Here is a 19,565-nt window from a genome sequence, read left to right on the forward strand (position 1 = left end):
GAGCATCGCCTTGCCAAGGCGAGGGTCGCGGGTTCGATTCCCGTCTTCCGCTCCAATGTTTTGGCGCCATAGCCAAGTGGTAAGGCAGAGCTCTGCAAAAGCTCTACCCCCAGTTCGAGTCTGGGTGGCGCCTCCACAATTGTTTTATCAAAAGAATATATGTGCCCTTAGCTCAGCTGGATAGAGCGTTTGACTACGAATCAAAAGGTCAGGAGTTCGAATCTCTTAGGGCACGCCATATTTCTTCTGAATGCCGGTGTGGCGGAATGGCAGACGCGCGCGACTCAAAATCGTGAGGGAAACCGTGGAGGTTCGAGTCCTCTCACCGGCACCAAAAACAAACATGATGACGTTGACTGCGAGTTAGAGGCGGTTAACGTTTTTTTGTGCTTTGTAAACATCACAATAAAAGAAGAGCCCTGTTACAGGCTCTCCTTCCGACGGTGTATGATCGAATGAGTTTCTTTTCAAAATCACATTTCACTTCTTCAGAAATCTGGGCACCGCTTCTTCACAATCCTGTTTTAAGGGATCGTTACTTAGCGTGTGTGTTTCAGAGATGCTCTGCGACACAACCCCTCGCTTCCATGGTAGTTAAGAGTGATTAGATCAAATCCTCCTGCAGTCCAAGCACCAAATGGTCCAAGGTAACCACACCTCTCTTCACACCGTCACATCTATATTGCGCAGTTTCGCCCTGAACTATACATACGCCGAATTCGATTTTTTAGAAAAAAAGGCATAGAGGAAGCATCAAAGAAATGAAATGATCATGCCAAGGAACTGAAGGAATAATAAAAAGAGAGCCTTGTTACAGGCTCTCTTTCCGACGGTGTTTGATCGAATGAGTTTCTTTTCAAAATCACATTTCACTTCTTCAGAAATCTGGGCACCGCTTCTTCACAATCCTGTTTTAAGGGATCGTTACTTAGCGTGTGTGTTTCAGAGATGCTCTGCGACACAACCCCTCGCTTCCATGGTAGTTAAGAGTGATTAGATCAAAACCTCCTGCAGTTCAAGCACCAAATGGTCCAAGGGAACCACACCTCTCTTCACACCGTCATAAACTATAATGCACCGATTAGGGCAGGTTTATACGCAGAGGGACAATAAAATTTACATAAGCTTAAAAATGGCGAAATGGCGGCCGCACAACTTAACTTTTATGATGCCAGGAAAGCGCTTTAAATGTTAGTATGATTAAAGAACAAGTAAACAGCGGGGAGGCAGATGATGTTCGGCAAATCGATCAGAACGAGGCTTATTATCGGCTTTATGGCGGTAATGCTGCCGGTTATCGTCTATATGCTCATTAATAACAGCTATTCCCGCGATATCGTAAGAGAGAAGGTGTCCGAAACGTACCGGAACACGCTCGATATTTTTGTCGGGCAGACGGACAATAATCTGTCGCAGATTAACGATTATTTGTACAAAATGTCGGTGCTCGATTCCGATGTAGGCCTTCTGATGTCTTTTCCGATGGACAGTGACGGCTACACGCTTACGAAAATCCGAATCGATGCGAAGCTGAACCGGGACGTTGGCGTATATAATTTGATCGATGCCGTTTTTTTGTACCATAAGAACGATATTATCTTTGGTACGGACAGCAGCTACAACGAAACGAGAAATATGATCGCAAGCCATATGGAAATTTTAACGGAGCAAGCCGGGTTAAAGCCAAACGACCAGCATACCTGGGAAGTCAGAGAAGATGACCGGATGCCGGGACGATACTTCCTGATCAATTTTATTCAAGTGTCGGAAGGGCTTTATGTCGGTGCGATGATTAAAATTAAGGACATTAATACGCTGTTGTCCATTCAATGGAGCGACGGCGATATCGGATATAACGGCATTTACTTGCGGGAAGGGAACAGGCTTGCTCAATCTTTGACGGGCAATGACGGGCCGCTTGGAACGGAGGACCATATAACGGATGGAGCCTACATTTCCACAAAGGATAAAGAGACGGGAAAAGACTTTCTGGTGATGAACCGGACAAGCGAAATGGCCGACATCGCCTACCGGATCGTTATCCCTGAGGAGATGCTGCTGCGGAATCTGATCTTTTTCCGAAATGCGACTTTAATCGCTCCGCTTGGATTTGTGGCCATCTTGATCATATATTTGTTTTTTATGCGCAATATGCTGTTTAAGCCGCTCCACGAGCTTATTCTGGCTATGAAGAAAATCTCTTTGGGAATGCTTGATGTCAGGCTGAAGAAAAACAAGACAATCGAATTCGAGTTTCTCGGCAATACGTTTAACGTTATGGCGGAGCAGATCAAAACCTTAAAAATTGATGTTTACGAGGAGCAGCTCCGGGTCAAGCAGGGGGAGCTCAAGCAGCTGCAGGCTCAGATCAACCCCCATTTCTACATGAACAGCTTAAATATCATCTATAACTTCGCAGCGCTCGGAGATACCGAATCCGTCAAAAAGATGTCGCTGCATTTGGCTGATTATTTCCGATTCATTATGAAAGCGAACCGCGATACGATCTCGCTGAAGGAAGAGCTGAACCATATTGAAAACTACATGACGATTCAAAAAATACGTTTTCCGGACAAGCTCTACTGCACCTTTGAGGGACTGGAGCCGTTTCATCATTATCCGATTGCGGCTTTAACCGTCCAGCCCTTTATAGAAAATGCCATTATACACGGCTTCAAAAACCGGAGGCAGCCTTTTCGGATTCAGATAACCGCTGAGCTGCTAAGCATGGATCAATTCGTAATCACGATCAGCGACAATGGTATCGGCTTCCGGGCGGAAATTTTATCGAAGCTGCAGCGTAACGAGCCGCTGGAGCAAGGAGAGACGAGCAGTCTCGGGATTATGAACGTCATTCATAGGCTGCAGCTGCTTTACGGCGAGAGGGCCTCAATTACGTTCGGTAATCATCAAATAGAGGGAACAGGGGCTGTTATTAAAATTGTATTTCCAAAGCCTATGGAGGGAGCGAAGGCGATTGTATAGCTTACTGGTCGTCGATGATGAAGATATTGCAGTAAGAGGCATCGTACAAGGGATCGATTGGTCGGAGCTGCCGATCTCTTCGATCCACACGGCATACGATGCAGAGGAAGCGCAGGGCATCCTGAAGGAGCATACGGTTCATATCGTGCTGTCGGATATCGACATGCCGAATCAGAGCGGGATCGAGCTGCTCGAATGGGTCAATGAGCATTCGCCTCATAGTGTCACAATTTTTCTGACGGGACATGCCGATTTCAAATATGCTCAGCAGGCGGTTCAGCTCGATTGTTTCGAGTACCTGCTGAAGCCGATCGACCATAACGCTCTGAAAGAGTGCGTGATTAAAGCGCTGGAGAAGGTGCGGGAAGCCGAGCAGCTGCAGGAGGTTCGTTCGACTTATGAGCTGTTTTACGAGCAGTGGAACAAGCAGCGTCCCGTCCTTATCGAGCGTCTGTGGCAGGACGTTTTGCATTACCGGCAATCGGCAGCGCCGAAGCAGCTGGACGTGGAGCTTCAAAATTACGGTCTTCCGATTTCAGCGGAAAGTCCGCTCCGGCTCGTGCTTATCAGCATCGAGCAGTGGAGACAGGAATGGTCCGCACGGGATGAAGAAATTATGACATACGGCGTAAAAAACGCGTCGGAGGAGCTGATTCTGCAAGACATGCCCGGGCATATCGTGCAGGACGGCAACGGCTTGATTTACGTTTTGTTTTACGGCGGGTTTGAAGAGGCGGAGGAGCTTTCCACCGACAAAGTGGAGGAGCGCTGCCGCGCATTTATTTTGCAGTGCAAGGAGTTTCTGAACTGTCATTTGTCCTGTTATATCGGCGAGCAGGCGATGGTCTGGCAAATCCGTTCATCCGCTGAGAGGCTGCTGGAGCTGGAGCGCATTAACCTCAGTCATACCTGCTCGGTGATCAAGGAGAAGGATAACAAGGCGCTGCCCGAATTCAGCGCTCCGCCGCAAGCTCGCTTCGCGGACTGGGAGCTGCTGCTGGAATCCGGCAAGCAAAGGGAGCTGTCCCTGCGAATCGACGAATGCTTCGATCAGCTGCAGGTATGCAAGATCGATTACACGTATATGGCCTCTTTTTATTACGGCTACATGGATATGCTCTTCCGCTGGCTGAACAAGAAATCCCTGCAAATTACCGAGGTTTTCACCAAGAGGGAATGGGAGGTCAACGAACAGGTCCTTAAATCGTTGACGAGGATGAGAGCCTGGACGCAGCAGCTGAGCCTTCAGGCGACGGAGTATGCGAGCCGGAACGGAAAGGATGTCTCTCAAGTTATAGGGAAGGTACAGCGGTACATGGAAGAGCATCTCGGGGAGGAGTTCAGCCGGGAGGAAATCGCGGAGCAGGTATTTTTGAACCCGGCTTACTTATCCAGGCTGTTCCGAAGGGAAACGGGCTTCTCGCTTACCGATTATCTGGTGCGGCTGAGGATCGACCGGGCAAGAATCGGGCTCGAAAAAACAAATGAACGGATCAGCGATATCGCATTGGCCGTCGGGTACGCGAACTTTTCTCATTTTTCCAAGCTGTTTAAGAAGATGACGGGCCTTACGCCGCAGGAATACCGGAAGAAATATCAGAATATTTCAAACGTAAAGTCACAAGACCGTTAATACGGTCACGGCGCCGACAGTTGTCGGCGTCTTTTTTTTATACAATAAAAGCAAGAAAACGCGTTGAAACGCTGACAAGAGGAGGAGGAAAGCGATGGCTAACCAAATCGCGGAAGCGGTTACAGCCGCAAAGGTGCCGCGTGTAAAAGCAATCGCAAAAGTAAAGCCGCAGCTGAACGTTTTCCGCAAATATTGGATGTTCTACGTGATGATGCTGCCTGCCATCGTGCTGCTGGTGGTGAATAATTATATTCCGATGTTCGGAATCATGATTGCCTTCAAAAACATCAATTACGCGGACGGCATACTGGGGAGCGAATGGAGCGGTCTGAGAAATTTCGAATATTTGTTCAAAACGTCGGACGCCTGGATTATTACCCGGAACACGCTGTTATATAATTCGGCGTTTATCGTCCTTAACCTGGTGTTCCCGCTCGCTTTCGCGATAATGCTGGGTGAAATCAAAAGCCGATTCGCAGCCAAGGTTCATCAGACGATTATGTTTCTCCCGTATTTCTTGTCGATGGTCGTGATCAGCTATCTCGTATTCGGCTTCATGAGCGACGAGCATGGCTATTTGAACAGCTCCCTGCTGCCGGCGTTTGGAATTGAACCGGTTCAGTGGTATTTCACCAAAGAGGTATGGCCCTATATCCTGCCGATCGTCAATACGTGGAAAAGCATGGGCTACTTCACCGTCATCTACATGGCTGCGATTATCGGCATCGACGACGAATATTACGAAGCCGCGACGATCGACGGAGCAAGCAAGTGGAAGCAGATGACCCGGATTACGGTTCCGCTCATCATGCCGGTCATCACCATTATGACGCTGCTGCAGATCGGCAAAATTTTCAATGCGGACTTCGGCTTGTTCTTCCAGGTGCCTAGGGAATCGGGCGTGCTGTTTCCGGTAACGAACGTCATCGATACTTATGTGTACCGGACCTTCCTTACGGTCGGAGACATCGGTTTATCGTCAGCGGCCGGACTGCTTCAGTCGGTTGTCGGATTTGCGCTTGTCTTCCTGTCGAATTGGGTTGTTCGGCGAATCAATAAAGAAAACGCCCTATTTTAGGAGGTGAACCAATGGAAGCAGCCCCGAAAGCACTGTCCGGCTCCAATCCGCAAAACAGGCTGTCCCTGCCGGCATCGCTGGGCATAAACGTGTTCTTTATCATCTATTCGCTTCTCTGCGTCATTCCATTGATTCTGATCGTGATGGTGTCCATTTCGGACGAAAGCACGGTAATCAAGGAAGGCTATCAATTTATTCCCTCCAAGCTGGATTTGGCCGCTTACCGCTTTCTGTTCGAGGATGCCACTCAAATAATCCGGTCCTACAGCATTTCGATCCTGGTGACGATCGCAGGTACGGCGCTTAGCCTGATCATCATGGCGCTGTATGCGTATCCGATATCGAGACAGGACTTTCCTCATGCCAAGTTCTTTACGTTTTTTGTCTTCTTCACCATGCTGTTCTCCGGCGGGCTTGTTCCCTGGTACCTGGTCTACGTGCGAATGCTTGAACTGAAAAATACGATGCTGGCGCTCATCATGCCGCTGCTTGTGGCCGCTTTCTTCGTGCTCATCATCCGCACGTTTTTCCAGACGACGATTCCGGCCGCGGTGGTGGAATCGGCGAAAATCGACGGGGCGGGCGAGCTGACCATATTCACAAAAATCGTGCTGCCGCTTTCCCTGCCGGTGCTGGCTACGGTTGCGCTCTTCCAGACGCTGACCTATTGGAACGATTGGTTCCTCAGCCTGGTGTTCATCACAAAGGATGCAAACATAACGGTGCAGTACCTGATGTACAAGACGATGCTGAACATTCAGTTTCTGTCGAACAACAGCACGGCTGCGGCCGCAATTACGGCGGCGGGAGGCACCTTCAAGTTTCCGAGCGAAACCGTACGGATGGCAATGGTGGTCGTAGGCATCGGTCCGATTATTTTTGCTTACCCATTTTTTCAAAAGTATTTTGTGAAAGGGCTTACCGTAGGCGCCGTGAAGGGCTGAGGCGGCATCGGCATATGGGCTGTAACCGGCGACGCCGGCCTAAGCATATAAAATCCAAATTTATTAGGGAGGTCCACCCGCTATGAAGCCAGTTAAACAAAAAAGAACGATGCTTCTGCTGCTGATGCTCGCTGCCGTACTCGTCGTTTCCGCCTGCTCCGGCAGTAAGGGCAATAACGGCGAGGAAACGGCAAACGGCAATTCTTCGTCGGACAAGCCTGCGGCAACGGATGGGGCAGCATCGGAGACGGATTTGAAGCCGTACAAGATTACGATGGTTTATCCGGGAGCCCCGCAAACGGATGAGAAAAAGGTCGAGGAAGCTCTTAACAAGCTGCTTACGGAGAAAATAAATGCAACGATTGATCTGATGCCGATTGATTGGGGTGCCTGGGACGATAAAATCAATTTGATGATCGCCTCGCGGGAGGAAGTCGACATCATCTTCACCGCCCAATGGAACGGGCATGCGAACAATGTGGCCAAAGGAGCGTTTATCGAGCTGGGCGAGTTGATCGAGCAATACGGCAAAGGAATTTTAGATTCGCTGGATCCCGCCTTTCTGGAGGGCGCCAAAATCAACGGCAAAAACTACGGCGTACCAACGAACAAGGAGCTGGCAGCGGCAGGAGGGATCGTCTACCGGAAGGATGTCACCGACGAGCTCGGCATCGATATGAGCCATGTAAAAACGCCGCAGGATCTTGATGCCGTATATGCGGCAGTGAAGGAAAAGCGTCCCGATCTGACGCCGCTGTATACGACAGGGGGCGTGTTTAACTCTCACTTCTTCGCCAATTACGACTTCCTGGGCGACTCCACCATTCCAGGAGCTATCCTGAAGGATCAGGACGGAACGAAGGTAATGCCTGTCGAGCAGATCGACCGGTACAAGGAGCTTGTTCAATTGACCCGCGATTACTTCAAGAAAGGATACATTAACGCAGACGCAGCGACGACTCAAGTATCCTCCTCCGACGCATGGAAAGCGGGCACCGTATTCTCTACGGTCGAACCGATGAAGCCGGGCAAGGATGCGGAAATTGCCAGCGCCGCAGGTTTGACGGGCAAGCTGGCCCAAATCATTATGACCGAAAAGACGGTTGCGACCTCGGAAACGGCAGGCTCGATGCTGGGCATCTCCTCCACCTCCAAGGATCCGGCCCGCGCGATGATGCTGATCAACCTGCTGCATACGGACAAAGAAATCAATAACCTGCTCAACTTCGGCATCGAAGGGGATCACTATACACGCAACGGTGAAATCATTTCCGCAACCGGAAATACTGCGAATTACAATCCGGGCTCGGCTTGGATGTTCGGCAGCCAGTTCCTCAACTATGTATGGGATACCGAGGATCCGGACAAATGGGCGAAGTTCAAGGAATTTAACGAGAACGCAAAGGTATCGCCCGCACTTGGCTTTGTTTTCAACAGCGAGCCGGTAAAAGCGGAAGTCGGCGCCATTGCCAACGTCATCCGCCAATATCAGCGCGCGCTGGAAAGCGGCTCCGTAGACGTAGAGAAGACCCTTGCGGAATATAAAGCGAAGCTGAAGGACGCCGGCGTCGAGAAAGTCGTAGCCGAGAAGCAAAAGCAGTTTGACGAGTTTCTGGCCGGCAAAAAATAACACGCTAAAACCCGCGCCTCCTTCCGGAGGAGCGGGTTTTTTGCATGAAAAATAAGAATTTATAAGTTTGGGCGTATCAATGTCTTATCTTTCATCGCGAAACGAGCATTTGCCGCCAAAGGACGGCGACAGCCGTTTACGCTTGCATCGAAGAGTAACGGAAGCGGGGAATGTTAACGGTTGCATTTTTGAACGGATATTCTACAATGAAACTATCGAAGATGCTGTTCATCTTAAGCGGGCGGGGAGGCAATCCGATGATGCGCCAAATGACGGGCAGGCTGTTTCAAGCAAGACCGCTGTTCCTGGCCTGTTTGCTGCTGTTATGCTCGTGCACGGGCAGCCAGGAAGATGAAGGCAGGAAGGCTCCGCCGGGCACAATCGAACAGCCGGGTAATGGAAAAGATGCTAACAAAGGATCCTCGGATGGAACAAAGACCGGGACCGGACAGCTGGAGCCTTACACGATCAAATTCGTATATACCGGAGCGACGCAGCCGGATGAGCAAGCGGTCGAGGAAGCGATGAACGATTATTTGGCGGACAAGCTGAACGCGAGGATCGATCTGATTCCGGTCGATTGGGGACCGTGGGGCGACAAAATCAACCTGATGATCGCCTCGCGTGAAAAGGTGGACATTATGTTTACGGCCCAATGGAACAAACATGCGGTGAATGTGTCGAAGGGGGCTTTTTTGCCGCTGGACGATCTGCTGGAGCAATACGGACAGGGCATTTTGCAGTCGCTGGATCCGGTATTTCTCGAAGGCTCCAGAATCGACGGCAAAAACTATGCGGTGCCGACGAATAAGGAAATAGCGGCCCAGGGAGGAATCGTCTACCGCTCCGATATTGCCGAGGAGCTGGGGATCGATATGTCGGCCGTGAAGTCGATCGGAGACCTGGACGGGGTATACCGGACGATCCTGGAGAAAAAGCCGGGCATGATTCCGATCTATATGAAGCTGGGCGAAACGTTTAATTCTCATTATTTGGGCAATTATGACGCCCTTGGCGATACTTCCATACCGGGAATTATTCTGAAGGACAGCGACGGAACGGAGATTAAGCCGGGCTACGAGGTCGAACGGTATGTGGAGACGTTGCAGATTACGCGGGATTATTATAAAAAGGGATATATAAATAAGGATGCGGCCACCAATCAAACGATGAACAATGCGGCGCTGCAGTCGGGCGAAGTATTCTCGATCACGTCCGCCTTGAAGCCGGGTAAAGCCGATGAATTGGCTATGCAAACGGGGCTGACGGGAAAGCTGGCGCAGCTGGAGCTGAGCGAGAAAACGATCGCGACCTCCGAGACGGCGGGGGCGATGCTTGGAATTTCCTCGACCTCTCAGGACCCCGCCAGGGCGATGATGTTCATCAATTTGCTGCATACCGACAAATATTTGAATAATCTGATCAACTACGGCATCGAAGGCAAGCATTACGTCAAAGTAACGGATACGGTCATCAGGCCGACCGCGCAGACGCCGCAATATAATCCCGGCACCAACTGGATGTTTGGCAATCAGTTTCTCAACTACGTCTGGGAAACCGAGGATCCGGACAAATGGAGCAGCTTTAAAGCGTTCAATCGGAATGCAAAGCTTTCGCCGGGGCTCGGCTTCGTATTCGACGGCGAAGCGGTCAAAGCCGAAATCGCTGCCGTCGTGAATGTGGACCGTCAATATCAGATTGCGCTGGAGACGGGCTCGGTGGACGTCGATAAAGTGCTGCCGGAGTATATCGAGAGGCTGAAGGCTGCCGGAATCGATAAAATCGTCGCGGAGAAGCAGAAGCAGTTCGACCGGTTTCTCGCTGACAAATAAACAAGCTTAGGGGTGCTGGCACGGCGTAAATCGCCGGGCGGCACCTTTCTTGCGTTAAGAAAAAGGACCGGATGCCGCAAAATAGGGGCCGTAAAGCAGGGAGGGCCCTTGCGGACGGGCAAGCGACTCGACCTAGGTCTAGTGCGAAAACCGCCGAAGGTCCGTTTTAGCTATTGTGAAATTGCTCTAAACTAAGTACATAAGCAAGCGAAGCATAACCGGCAAGGCGAAAACAAACGAATATTGAAAGGAGTGGAGTGAGGTCATGAACGGAAAAAGCGCATTAGGTGTGCTGCTGGTCATCGTTGGCGGCATCGCGGTACTTAAATTTTTGGGCATTCATTTCGGGGCGATTTTCGGATTTCTGCTTCCGTTCATTCTGATCGGCTTTGGTATTGTCGGTTGGATGAACAACAAGAAATGGATCGGTGGTATACTTACTGTAATCGGTGGGATGATGCTGCTTGGCAAGCTCGGGGGATTCGTCATGCTGCTGCTGGCGATCGGGCTGATCGTGGCGGGAGTAGCCCTTTTCAAAAAGGACAAACGCAGAGCTTACTAATAGCCGCGAGAGAATATAGATCGGAGGACATGGGATGAGCCTTATGAAACGAGTGCGCGACATCACTGTCGCTACATTAAACGAAAGACTTGAGAAGTCAGAAGATCCGGTAAGAATGATCGATCAGTTCCTCTGGTCGACGAGGGAAGATATCATTCAGGCTGAGAAGCTGTACCAGCAGTATGCGGCTCACAGCAATCACCTGAAAGTGCAATGGCTGCAGGCCGAGCAGCAGAAGGAACGCCGCGAGAGCCAGGCGCTGACGGCGCTGAAGGCAGGCGAGGAGCAGCTGGCGCGGATCGCCCTGCACGAGAAGGCAAGCTGTGAGGAGCGTTCGAATCAATACCGCGAGCTGTACGAGCAAAGCAGGCAAAACACGCTTGATCTTGAGGATCAGCTGCGGGAGATGCGAAGCGAATATCAGCAGGTGTATGACAAGCGCGAATATTATGCGGCCCGGATGGAATCGCTCCGGCTGCAGCAGCGCATGAACAGCCGCTTGAGCGGCGGCTTCGGCGAACAGGGCGTTCAGCCCGGCGCCGTATTCAGAAGGCTGGAAGACCGCATCAGCGGGCTCGAGCACGAAGCGAAAAGCCTGCGCGATATCCGCAGAATGGGCCAGGAATTCGTATCCGAAGCGGGCAATACCGTACAATCGGTTATAGAAAGAGAGCTTGAGCAATTGAAGCGCAAACTTGAGAAGGAAGGTTGGTCGTCTTGAAAAAACTGTATCGTTCCTCGCGAGACAAGAAGCTGTTCGGCCTTTGCGGCGGACTGGCGGAAATGTTTAACGTAGATGCGACACTGCTGAGAATATTGCTTATCGTCGTTACGATTTTCACGAGCGGAGCCGTTATCCTGATTTATATCATTGCCGGCCTGGTCGTTCCGAAGGAGCCGCCGTTATATTCGGGCTTTGGCCCTCAAAGCTATGGAGGGGGATATGGCGGGGGCTACAATCCCGGCTATGGACAGCCTGCGCAGCCGCAATTCGGCGGACCTTACAAAAACCCGCCGCAGGCGCCGGGAGCTTGGGGCAGCCCTCAGCCGGAAGCCGTGCACACGACTCCGTCCCAGTTCGACAGCATGATGGATGACCTGGAGAAGAAGGCGCTGCGCCGCGAAATCGAAGAACTGAAAGCTAAACTTGCCAAATACGAGAAGGGAGATTTTTAATATGGGAATTTTCAAACGCATGAAGGACATGACAAAAGCATCGGTTAATGAAGCATTGGACAAACTTGAGGATCCGATAGTCATGCTGAATCAATATCTTCGCGATATGGAATCCGAAATTCATCAGGCGGAAGTAACGGTTGCGAAGCAAATGGCGAACGAACGCCGCATGAAGCAGCGCCTGGATGAAGCGGCACGCAGCACGGCGGAACGCGAATCGAAGGCCGAGGCGGCACTGAGATCCGGCCACGAGGAGCTTGCTCGCAAGCTGCTGGAGGAAAAGCTGTATTTTGACCAGAAGACGAACGAGTACGCGGAGCTGCACGCCCAGGCAAAAACGCAGGCGGAAGAGCTTATGCAGCAGCTGCACGGCATGAAGGAAGAGTTCTACCAGCTGCGCAACAAGCGCAACGAGCTTGCTTCCCGGGCTCAGATTGCAAAAGCGCAAAAGCAAATGGCGCAAATTTCGTCTAACCATACGATCGACAGCGGTTCCGCATCGCGCGGCTTCTACCGCATGGAAGAAAAAATTATGCAAATGGAGGCGGAAGCCCAAGTGCTTCGCACGCCTTACTCGCACAGCGGCACGGCAAGCAGCTTTAATCCGGCTGACGCCGAAAAGCAGCTGAAGGTGGACGAACAGCTTCAAGCGCTTAAGAACAAGCTGAACGGCGGACCTTCGCTGACGAAGGTTTCGGAAGAAGAATAACATTTAACGCCAAAAGAAGCGGACCGCTATGCGGTCTGCTCTTCATGCGTTTGACCTTATATGAATACATACAAAGGGGAGAGCCGTATGGAACAAGGCAAGCCGGGTCATGAGCCGAATCATGCGGCCCGCAGACGGAATATTAACGAGACGATTTTGTGGCTGATCATTATCATAAGTTTGGTCGTCATTGTCCTGCAAGGGATCGGGTATGTAGAACTGTTCACGCTGCAAGGAAAATGGGCCGTCGTCGGGCTCTCGATCGTCGGTGCGGGTATGGCGGCTGCCGCTTTGAACGGCTATTTGCAAAACTCTCGTCTGAAGGAAGCGCTGAAGCGGCTGTCGGAGCAGCAGAGGAACCGCCGTTATGCGGTAACGCTCGACAACGGCGGGACTGCAGTCGACGAGGGCGGGGATCAAGTGCAGGCGGATCCGGAGTGGACCGAGAAGGTAAAGTTTACTGCGGTGATCGAGGAGCGGCAGCGCCTGGCGCGGGAGCTGCATGATGCGGTCAGTCAGCAGCTGTTCGCGATTTCGATGACGGCGACTGCCGTCAGCCGCACGATCGAAAGAGACTGGGAGCGGGCGAAGCGGCAGGTGCAGCTGATCGAGGAGATGGCGGCCGTCGCGCAGTCGGAAATGCGCGCTTTGCTGCTTCATTTAAGGCCGGTGCATCTGGACGGCAAAAGCCTGGGACAAGCTCTCTCGCTGCTGGTCGATGAGCTGAAGCAAAAGGTGCCGATGACGATTGTGCTGGAGGTCGACGAGACGATCGTGCTGCAGCCGCAGGCGGAGGACCATTTGTTCCGGATCGCGCAGGAGGCGCTGTCCAACACGCTTCGGCACTCGAAGGCGGAAAGAATGGAAATCAAGCTGGAGAGAAGCGGTAACCAAGCGCATATGAGCTTGACGGACAGCGGCATCGGCTTCGATCTGGAGGCGAAGAAGCAAACCTCTTACGGCCTCTTGACGATTGAGGAGCGGGTCATCGAGATGGGCGGCTCGCTGCAGATGAGATCGAAGGTCGGAGAAGGCACGGCGATTGAAATTTGGGTGCCGATGGATGGCATGGTGAAATAGACGGCGGGGCAACGCCATATAATAGATTATTTTCAGAATAAGGACGGTGTAAGGCAGTGGAAGGATTGGAGCTGGGTCAGCCGGTCAAGGTGCTGCTGGTTGACGATCACGAGATGGTGAGAATCGGGCTAGCGGCGGTGCTGGATACGGAAGAAGGAATCGAGGTTGTCGGAGAGGCAAGCAACGGGATGGACGGCATACGTTTGGCGCAGGCTTATAAGCCGGACGTTGTGCTCATGGATTTGGTCATGGACGGAATGGACGGGGTGGAGACGACGGCCAAGCTGCTGGAGCTGTATCCCGATTGCAAGGTCATCGTCCTTACAAGCTACCTGGATGACAGCAAGCTGTATCCGGTTATCGAAGCGGGCGCGTTCAGCTATTTGCTGAAAACCTCGCGCGCAACGGAAATCGCCGACGCGATCCGGGCCGCGGCGCGGGGGCAGTCGGTGCTGGAGTCGCAGGTGGCGGCCAAAATGATGAACCGTTTCCGCCAGCCGAAGCAGCAGGAGCAAGCACCGCTGCATGAGGACCTGACAGACCGCGAGATGGATGTACTCAAGCGCGTCGCGCAGGGTCTCTCCAATCAGGAAATTGCAGACCAGCTGTTTATTGGCGTCAAAACGGTTAAGTTTCATATTACGAATATTTTTAATAAGCTTGAGGTCGAGGACCGCACGCAGGCGGCCATCTATGCCCATAAACAGGGCATTGCGGATTAAGGCTGCTGTATGTTGGCTGGTTGGCAGCGATGTCAGCGCGAAAACCGCTCCAGCAGCGTGTCGTAGAGCTCTGTGGTCTGGTCGATCTGGAGGACTGGCAAGTCCGTCCGTTCGGAAGCAAGCGCGGCGGCTTCCGGCCACGCGGCGACGGCTATCGCATGGGAGCATTGCCGGAGCAGCTCCAGATCGGCTTCGGTGCGGAGCATGATGATTTTCGGGTAAGGCTCCGTCTTGAAGCCTTCGACCAGAATAACGTCGGCTTCCGCAAGCTGTCCGATGAGCTGCTGCAGGGTTTCGGGATGCTGCTTCAGGATGGCGGTCCGAGCGCTCGAGGTGATGGCCGTAAAGTCGGCCCCCGCCTCCTGGTGCTTCCAGGTGTCGGTTCCCGGCGTGTCCATTTGGAAATCATGCGCATCGCGCTTCACCGTTGCAACCTTATAGCCCGCTTGCTTGAAGCGTTCCGTTAACCGGCAAACCATCGTGGTTTTGCCGGTATTTTTGTATCCGACGATTTGGACAATCCATTGTCCTTGCGGTTCAGAAGATGGCATGTTCGGCTCCTTTGCCGTCAGGACGGCTTCTTTCGTTGCCAATAGTTTAACACAACATGTACAATGGATGCTTAAGGAGCCTGAAATAAGCTGAAGCTGCGGGAGTGAGTCGGATGGATAGCGGAAGGTATGAGGGATTAGGCGCGGATGGCGGGAACGGAAGCGGAGCGGGGAAGGGGGATGGAGCTATGGATACGATCGGCGCTGGCGAGAAGTGGACGGGGGACGGGGCCCTGGCGGAGCATAGCAAGGGAGCGATAAAGGCAGGGGACAGGTCTCTGGCGGGGAACGGCGCGGGAGAGATGAAGTCAGGGGATGAGCCCCTGGCGGCGAACAGTGCTGGAGTGATAAGGACAGGGGATGGGTCCCTGGCGGGGAACGGAGCGGAAGAGATGAAGACAGGGGATGGGCCCCTGGCGGGGAACGGAGCGGAAGAGATGAAGACAGGGGATGGGCCCCTGGCGGCGAACAGTGCTGGAGTGATAAGGACAGGGGATGGGCGTTTTGCGCGGAAGGCTGTGCCGGTGAGCGAGGCGCAGCAGAGAGTGCTTGATGCTGCGGACGGACAGCGGCTCGGGTGCGAGCTTGTGCCGCTGCGGGAGATCGGCGGCCGTAGGCTGGCGCAGTCGCTTGCCGCGACGAGCGACTGGCCGCCCTTCGCGCGCTCGGGCCTCGACGGCTATGCCGTGCGCGCCGCGGACGTCGCGCATGCGGCGCCGGATAACCCGGCGCAGCTGCGCGTCATTGCATCGGTCGCGGCGGGCAAGCTTGCCCCCGCGCCCGTGGTGCCCGGCACGGCCGCGCGCATTATGACGGGTGCGTCAGTGCCGGAGGGGGCGGACGCGGTCGTCATGCTCGAGCAGACCGCGGAAGCCTCTCCGGCCGACGGCACGGCGGCGGTGCTGGTCAAGCGCGCCGCCGTGCCCGGCCAGAACATTGCGCCCCGGGGCGAGGAATTCCGCCTCGGGGATGCATTGGCTCGGCCCGGCACGGTTCTGCGGCCGGGCCACGCTGCGGTGCTCGGCACCTTCGGCTATGCCGAGGTGCCGGTGCACAGGCAGCCGCGCGTAGCGGTGTTCGCGACCGGCAGCGAATTGCTGCCGGTCGAGGCGGCGCTCGCGCCGGGGCAGATCCGCGACAGCAACAGCTGTATGGTCGCGGCCATGGTGGAGCAGAGCGGCGCCATGCCGCTGCTGTGCGGCACCTTGCCTGACGAGCCGCTGGCGGTCGCGGCCGCTTTTGCGCGAGTATGGGACAGCGCGGATGTGATCGTCACGACCGGCGGCGTATCTGTCGGGGATTACGATGTCATGACCGACCTGATCCGTACGGTTAAAACCGGCGAGTGGCAGGGGATGAAAAAGGCTGCTGCAGCTGCTCAGCCGGACCGGCAGGACATGCAGGCGGAGGCAGTGAACGATGCGCCGACTGTACCGGAGAGGCAGCCGGGTGAAGCAGCGGGCCTTCAAACCGGGGAGATGCACGATATGCCGGCGTCACAGAATCCGCTGAAGGGTGAAGCCGGGGAGCAACCGGCCAAGGAACAACCGGCCAAGGAACAACCGGCAGACTGTCTCGTGCTGTTCGACCGGGTCGCCATGAGGCCGGGCAGTCCAACGTCCGCGGCGTTGCTTGACGGCAAGCTGCTGTTTGCCCTATCGGGCAATCCCGGAGCCTGCTTCGTAGGCTTCGAGCTATTTGTCCGTCCGGCGCTGCTTCGCCTGCAGGGAACGACGGAGGCGCTGCCCCAAACCGTAACGGCCGAGCTGCTTAACGATGTATCCAAGCCAAGTCCGCATACCCGTTACATTCGCACAAAGTTGATCAATAAAAAGGACGGCCGCCTGTATGCCGATCCGTTAGCCTTCAACAAGTCCAGTATGATGGCTTCGATCGCGGATTCCGACGGCTTGGCCGTAATTCCGTCAGGCTCGAGGGGCGCGGAAGCGGGCGAGCTGATCGAGGTTATTTTGATTCCATAACGTCTCTGGCATAGCGTAGTTCGTGTGGCCAAGTCTGACGAGTGCGCTGGAGTGCAGCATTCCGCTGCATTTCTTGCAGCAGAATGCTCCTAAACTAACTGCTTTCACGGTTAGCCTGCACTTTATGCAGCAGCTTAGCAAGCCGGTTCTTTTCATAAGGCCAAAATTCGATGATTGGGAGAGTTGGCGGCCGAAAGCGGACGATAGCTGCTGTAAAAAGTGCAGCAGAAGTTCATGAATGGTGACTCATGAAGGTCTTAGATGTATTAAGTGCAGCAGAAGTTCATGAATGGTGACTCATGTAAGGTCTTAGATGTATTAAGTGCAGCAGAGTTCATAAAAGGCGGCTTATGCAAGGTTTCTGCTGTATTTTATGCAGGGGACGCATACGGACTCGATGTTAGTCGGGAAATGTTTCAAGACAGCGCTTCTCCCGGTTGCGCGTCATTTTGTTGACGGAAGATTTACTTGGGCGTCCGGCAGGAGAACGCTTTCCGTTGGACGAATATTAGGAAAATACGGAATTTTCTTACTTCGAGCCTTGCAGCAGAAAGCACACAGCTGTCTGTTCGATAAACGATCCGCATTATGTTCAGATGTATCGATTCAAAATGATCCCGCAGTACGGAAGCGGCCGGCAGTCGTGCATCGATTCGTAATAGGCGGCATAGGGCAGAGGGGTCGGCACATGCAGCTGCAGCAGCTCGATTGTCTTTAGCCGGTCGCCGTAAGCAACAGCTTGCCGGACGGTATGAAGCAGGCCATCCGCTCCGAGCAGTAGCCGCTTCAGCCGCTGAACCTCAGCCGGCTCTAAAGGAGGCTGAGCTTGCTTGGCACAGGTGTTCCCGCAAGCCGGACGCTCCATTGCGCCTGTCAGCGAGTCAGAGGGCAGAGGGTTTTCGTTCCGGTCAGCGTCGCGACGGGCAGCATCGCAGCGGTTGACACCGACCGGATCGACCTGCCAGAGCAGGCCGCTCGCCTCCTTGCGGAGGCCGATTTTAGCGGCGTCCGGATCAATTTGCCAGAGCAGGCCGTTCGCCTCCCTGCGGAGCCCGATTTCAGCGGCGCCCGGATGGAGCAAGGCGTGCTCGACGGCCTCCCACAGCTCCGGCTTCAGTTGGCCGGCATGCCGGATAAACGCTGCTTCCAAGTCGTTCAGCAGATCAGACAGCGACCGGAGGCTGGCCACGATATCCGTCCTTTCATGGAGTTGCCTTCCAACGAGCTGGAGCAGTTGCCCGAGTCGGGATTGAGCCTCGCGGGTCGCAGCCAGCCATTCTGCAGCGCTGTCCGCCGCCAGCTTGAAACGGCGGCTGCCGGCCTGCATAAGCTCGGGAGCAAGGCGCGCTTCGCGGTCCCTGAAGGGAAAGCTGCCGTAAGAGGTTAAGGCTTGTACCGGAAAATAAGCCCTGGTCCGTTCCAAGCCGCGGATCGAGCGGATAGATGAGCTCATAGCGTTCAGCGCCTCCCATCAGCGGTTCTAAAAGACATCTATACCGCCAGCTTACAACGGCACGTTCGAAAAAGCTGGCGAAAGCTGTCAGCGCTAAGCAAATCCTTACTGCGCCTCACCTCTTCTTTTGACTGCAGCCTTAAACTTTTTCTTCGTATTCTGCGTCTCCTCCTTGATCCATACCGCCCTGACATCTCCCGAAACCCTCTGCAGCTCATGTATTCGCCTACAGGCAATGTGTATGGATGTATACCCGTTCAGAGAGAATAGGAGAGTGGTATTCATGTACATTCCGAGCAATAAACGCCCTGCCGCCAGGCGATTAACAAAACGGCAGAAAGAGCAGCGGACGAAGGCAGGCATATGGCTTGCCGTGTTCGTGATCGTAATCGGCGCCGCCTGGGGAATATGGGAAGCGAATAACGCTGCCGAGGAGCTCCCTGCTTCCGAAGCGCGGCTTCGGCATGATTTGCAGGTTTTATGGGAATGGAGCGACGAGCAGCTGAAGACAGGCTCTGAAAACGGCGCTTGGGCGATCCGATGGAATGCGACGGGTGGGGCAGGAACGATGGATAAGCTGTCCGCAAAACTGTTTACCGGCGAGGACGGAGAGTCTCTTGACAAAGTCGTGCAAAACGAAGGCAAAACGATCGCGGCACAGTCCGGGCAGCTGGGCGGACGGATATCGGTCAGTCTCCTGGAAACGGATGGAAGCTTGGAGCAGCTGATGCTGACCTTCGACTCGGCCGGCGGCGGCGCTTTAAATCGGAACGGCCTGCTAAAGGCGGCGGCAGCGATTTCGGAAGAGCTTACGGATGCCGGCGCCGATTTTACAAGCAGCCTGAAGGTTCAAGGGCTGGCGGCAAAAAAGAAGCCCGTGGAGGAGCTGATGAAACGCGCGAACGCAAAGCCGGTCGACCGCTATGAGGAAGACGGCACTGTCAGCGCCACGCTGTTCTCGGGCAAGCTGCGTTCATCCGTCGACACGGGGGGCGGAAAAATGGCGAATCTGCAGATTGCTCTGCATAAAGAGACAAATTCCGAGCAAACCGCATTGACGATCGGCATACCGGTAATTACCGGCGATTACAGCGCCGCTGCGGCCGAAAGCCGTTAGCGGCAAAGGCTCTGATCAGAAGAAATTACGATCGTTATTAGTAATTTTTATGAAAGGTTGAATAGCGAATTAGGGTTGGATATGCTAAACTACATAACATGTGAAGCTGCA

The 19,565-nt window shown here is 53.7% G+C and carries 16 protein-coding genes and 3 tRNA genes; 17 read left to right on the plus strand and 2 right to left on the minus strand.

The window, feature by feature from the left end; translation table 11 throughout:
* The first annotated feature begins 62 nt into the window (after window positions 1–62).
* The 15 genes from KP806_RS22395 (at window position 63) to KP806_RS22465 (ending at window position 14,351) form a co-directional block, all read left to right on the plus strand.
* Window positions 63–136 (plus strand) — tRNA-Cys (locus KP806_RS22395).
* A 25-nt stretch (window positions 137–161) separates the two neighbouring features.
* Window positions 162–238 (plus strand) — tRNA-Arg (locus tag KP806_RS22400).
* 14 nt (window positions 239–252) lie between these two features.
* Window positions 253–334: transfer RNA gene (locus KP806_RS22405), tRNA-Leu, on the plus strand.
* 899 nt (window positions 335–1,233) lie between these two features.
* On the plus strand, window positions 1,234–2,985 hold the full coding sequence (locus KP806_RS22410) for a sensor histidine kinase (protein ID WP_224725984.1): 1,752 nt from the start codon (window positions 1,234–1,236) through the stop codon (window positions 2,983–2,985).
* Complete coding sequence (locus tag KP806_RS22415; protein WP_224725985.1) at window positions 2,978–4,618, plus strand: helix-turn-helix domain-containing protein; 1,641 nt, start codon at window positions 2,978–2,980, stop codon at window positions 4,616–4,618. The genes KP806_RS22410 and KP806_RS22415 overlap by 8 nt, the downstream gene beginning before the upstream one ends.
* 94 nt (window positions 4,619–4,712) lie before the next feature.
* Window positions 4,713–5,696: an ABC transporter permease gene (locus tag KP806_RS22420; RefSeq protein WP_224725986.1), complete on the plus strand. Its 984-nt coding sequence runs from the start codon at window positions 4,713–4,715 to the stop codon at window positions 5,694–5,696.
* 11 nt (window positions 5,697–5,707) lie between these two features.
* Window positions 5,708–6,640 carry a carbohydrate ABC transporter permease gene (locus tag KP806_RS22425; protein WP_224725987.1) on the plus strand — a complete coding sequence of 311 codons (933 nt, stop codon included), beginning with the start codon at window positions 5,708–5,710 and terminating at the stop codon, window positions 6,638–6,640.
* Window positions 6,641–6,722: 82 nt separating this feature from the next.
* Window positions 6,723–8,270 (plus strand): ABC transporter substrate-binding protein, encoded by a 1,548-nt coding sequence (locus tag KP806_RS22430; RefSeq protein WP_224725988.1) that lies wholly within the window; start codon window positions 6,723–6,725, stop codon window positions 8,268–8,270.
* 206 nt (window positions 8,271–8,476) lie between these two features.
* Window positions 8,477–10,102: an ABC transporter substrate-binding protein gene (locus KP806_RS22435; RefSeq protein ID WP_224725989.1), complete on the plus strand. Its 1,626-nt coding sequence runs from the start codon at window positions 8,477–8,479 to the stop codon at window positions 10,100–10,102.
* Between the two features lie 265 nt (window positions 10,103–10,367).
* Window positions 10,368–10,664, plus strand: coding sequence for a LiaF transmembrane domain-containing protein (locus KP806_RS22440; protein WP_224725990.1), 297 nt, complete (start codon window positions 10,368–10,370; stop codon window positions 10,662–10,664).
* 34 nt (window positions 10,665–10,698) lie between these two features.
* The gene (locus tag KP806_RS22445; protein ID WP_224725991.1) at window positions 10,699–11,385 is read left to right on the plus strand and encodes a PspA/IM30 family protein; all 687 of its coding nucleotides are present in this window, start codon (window positions 10,699–10,701) and stop codon (window positions 11,383–11,385) included.
* Complete coding sequence (locus KP806_RS22450; RefSeq protein WP_224725992.1) at window positions 11,382–11,840, plus strand: PspC domain-containing protein; 459 nt, start codon at window positions 11,382–11,384, stop codon at window positions 11,838–11,840. The genes KP806_RS22445 and KP806_RS22450 overlap by 4 nt, the downstream gene beginning before the upstream one ends.
* Before the next feature lies 1 nt (window position 11,841).
* A complete protein-coding gene (locus tag KP806_RS22455) occupies window positions 11,842–12,549 on the plus strand; it encodes a PspA/IM30 family protein (protein WP_224725993.1) in 708 nt (235 codons plus the stop codon).
* 87 nt (window positions 12,550–12,636) lie between these two features.
* On the plus strand, window positions 12,637–13,629 hold the full coding sequence (locus KP806_RS22460) for a sensor histidine kinase (protein ID WP_224725994.1): 993 nt from the start codon (window positions 12,637–12,639) through the stop codon (window positions 13,627–13,629).
* Window positions 13,630–13,700: 71 nt separating this feature from the next.
* Window positions 13,701–14,351, plus strand: coding sequence for a response regulator (locus KP806_RS22465; RefSeq protein WP_224726050.1), 651 nt, complete (start codon window positions 13,701–13,703; stop codon window positions 14,349–14,351).
* A gap of 32 nt (window positions 14,352–14,383) precedes the next feature.
* On the opposite strand, the gene mobB is transcribed toward KP806_RS22465, so the two are convergent.
* On the minus strand, window positions 14,384–14,902 hold the full coding sequence (mobB, locus tag KP806_RS22470) for a molybdopterin-guanine dinucleotide biosynthesis protein B (RefSeq protein ID WP_224725995.1): 519 nt from the start codon (window positions 14,900–14,902) through the stop codon (window positions 14,384–14,386).
* A 113-nt stretch (window positions 14,903–15,015) separates the two neighbouring features.
* On the opposite strand from mobB, the gene KP806_RS22475 reads away from it, so the two are divergent.
* Complete coding sequence (locus KP806_RS22475) at window positions 15,016–16,884, plus strand: molybdopterin molybdotransferase MoeA (RefSeq protein ID WP_263575834.1); 1,869 nt, start codon at window positions 15,016–15,018, stop codon at window positions 16,882–16,884.
* 592 nt (window positions 16,885–17,476) lie between these two features.
* Here the strand turns inward: KP806_RS22475 and KP806_RS22480 are convergent.
* Window positions 17,477–18,337, minus strand: coding sequence for a hypothetical protein (locus KP806_RS22480; protein ID WP_224725996.1), 861 nt, complete (start codon window positions 18,335–18,337; stop codon window positions 17,477–17,479).
* 283 nt (window positions 18,338–18,620) lie between these two features.
* Between KP806_RS22480 and KP806_RS22485 the strand changes: the two genes are divergently transcribed.
* Window positions 18,621–19,454, plus strand: a complete 834-nt coding sequence (locus KP806_RS22485) for a YwmB family TATA-box binding protein (RefSeq protein WP_224725997.1) — start codon at window positions 18,621–18,623, stop codon at window positions 19,452–19,454.
* The last annotated feature ends 111 nt before the right edge of the window (window positions 19,455–19,565 follow it).

This window comes from Paenibacillus vietnamensis, assembly GCF_020169515.1.
Lineage (GTDB): Bacteria > Bacillota > Bacilli > Paenibacillales > Paenibacillaceae > Pristimantibacillus > Pristimantibacillus vietnamensis.

Excerpts from the sequence above, each read along its gene's own strand:
- KP806_RS22410 (WP_224725984.1), top strand. The coding sequence starts at position 1,234 with ATGTTCGGCAAATCGATCAGAACGAGGCTTATTATCGGCTTTATGGCG.
- KP806_RS22420 (WP_224725986.1), top strand. The coding sequence starts at position 4,713 with ATGGCTAACCAAATCGCGGAAGCGGTTACAGCCGCAAAGGTGCCGCGT.
- KP806_RS22425 (WP_224725987.1), top strand. The coding sequence starts at position 5,708 with ATGGAAGCAGCCCCGAAAGCACTGTCCGGCTCCAATCCGCAAAACAGG.
- KP806_RS22430 (WP_224725988.1), top strand. The coding sequence starts at position 6,723 with ATGAAGCCAGTTAAACAAAAAAGAACGATGCTTCTGCTGCTGATGCTC.
- KP806_RS22435 (WP_224725989.1), top strand. The coding sequence starts at position 8,477 with ATGAAACTATCGAAGATGCTGTTCATCTTAAGCGGGCGGGGAGGCAAT.
- KP806_RS22440 (WP_224725990.1), top strand. The coding sequence starts at position 10,368 with ATGAACGGAAAAAGCGCATTAGGTGTGCTGCTGGTCATCGTTGGCGGC.
- KP806_RS22445 (WP_224725991.1), top strand. The coding sequence starts at position 10,699 with ATGAGCCTTATGAAACGAGTGCGCGACATCACTGTCGCTACATTAAAC.
- KP806_RS22455 (WP_224725993.1), top strand. The coding sequence starts at position 11,842 with ATGGGAATTTTCAAACGCATGAAGGACATGACAAAAGCATCGGTTAAT.
- KP806_RS22460 (WP_224725994.1), top strand. The coding sequence starts at position 12,637 with ATGGAACAAGGCAAGCCGGGTCATGAGCCGAATCATGCGGCCCGCAGA.
- mobB (WP_224725995.1), bottom strand. The coding sequence starts at position 14,902 with ATGCCATCTTCTGAACCGCAAGGACAATGGATTGTCCAAATCGTCGGA.
- KP806_RS22475 (WP_263575834.1), top strand. The coding sequence starts at position 15,016 with ATGGATAGCGGAAGGTATGAGGGATTAGGCGCGGATGGCGGGAACGGA.
- KP806_RS22480 (WP_224725996.1), bottom strand. The coding sequence starts at position 18,337 with ATGAGCTCATCTATCCGCTCGATCCGCGGCTTGGAACGGACCAGGGCT.
- KP806_RS22485 (WP_224725997.1), top strand. The coding sequence starts at position 18,621 with ATGTACATTCCGAGCAATAAACGCCCTGCCGCCAGGCGATTAACAAAA.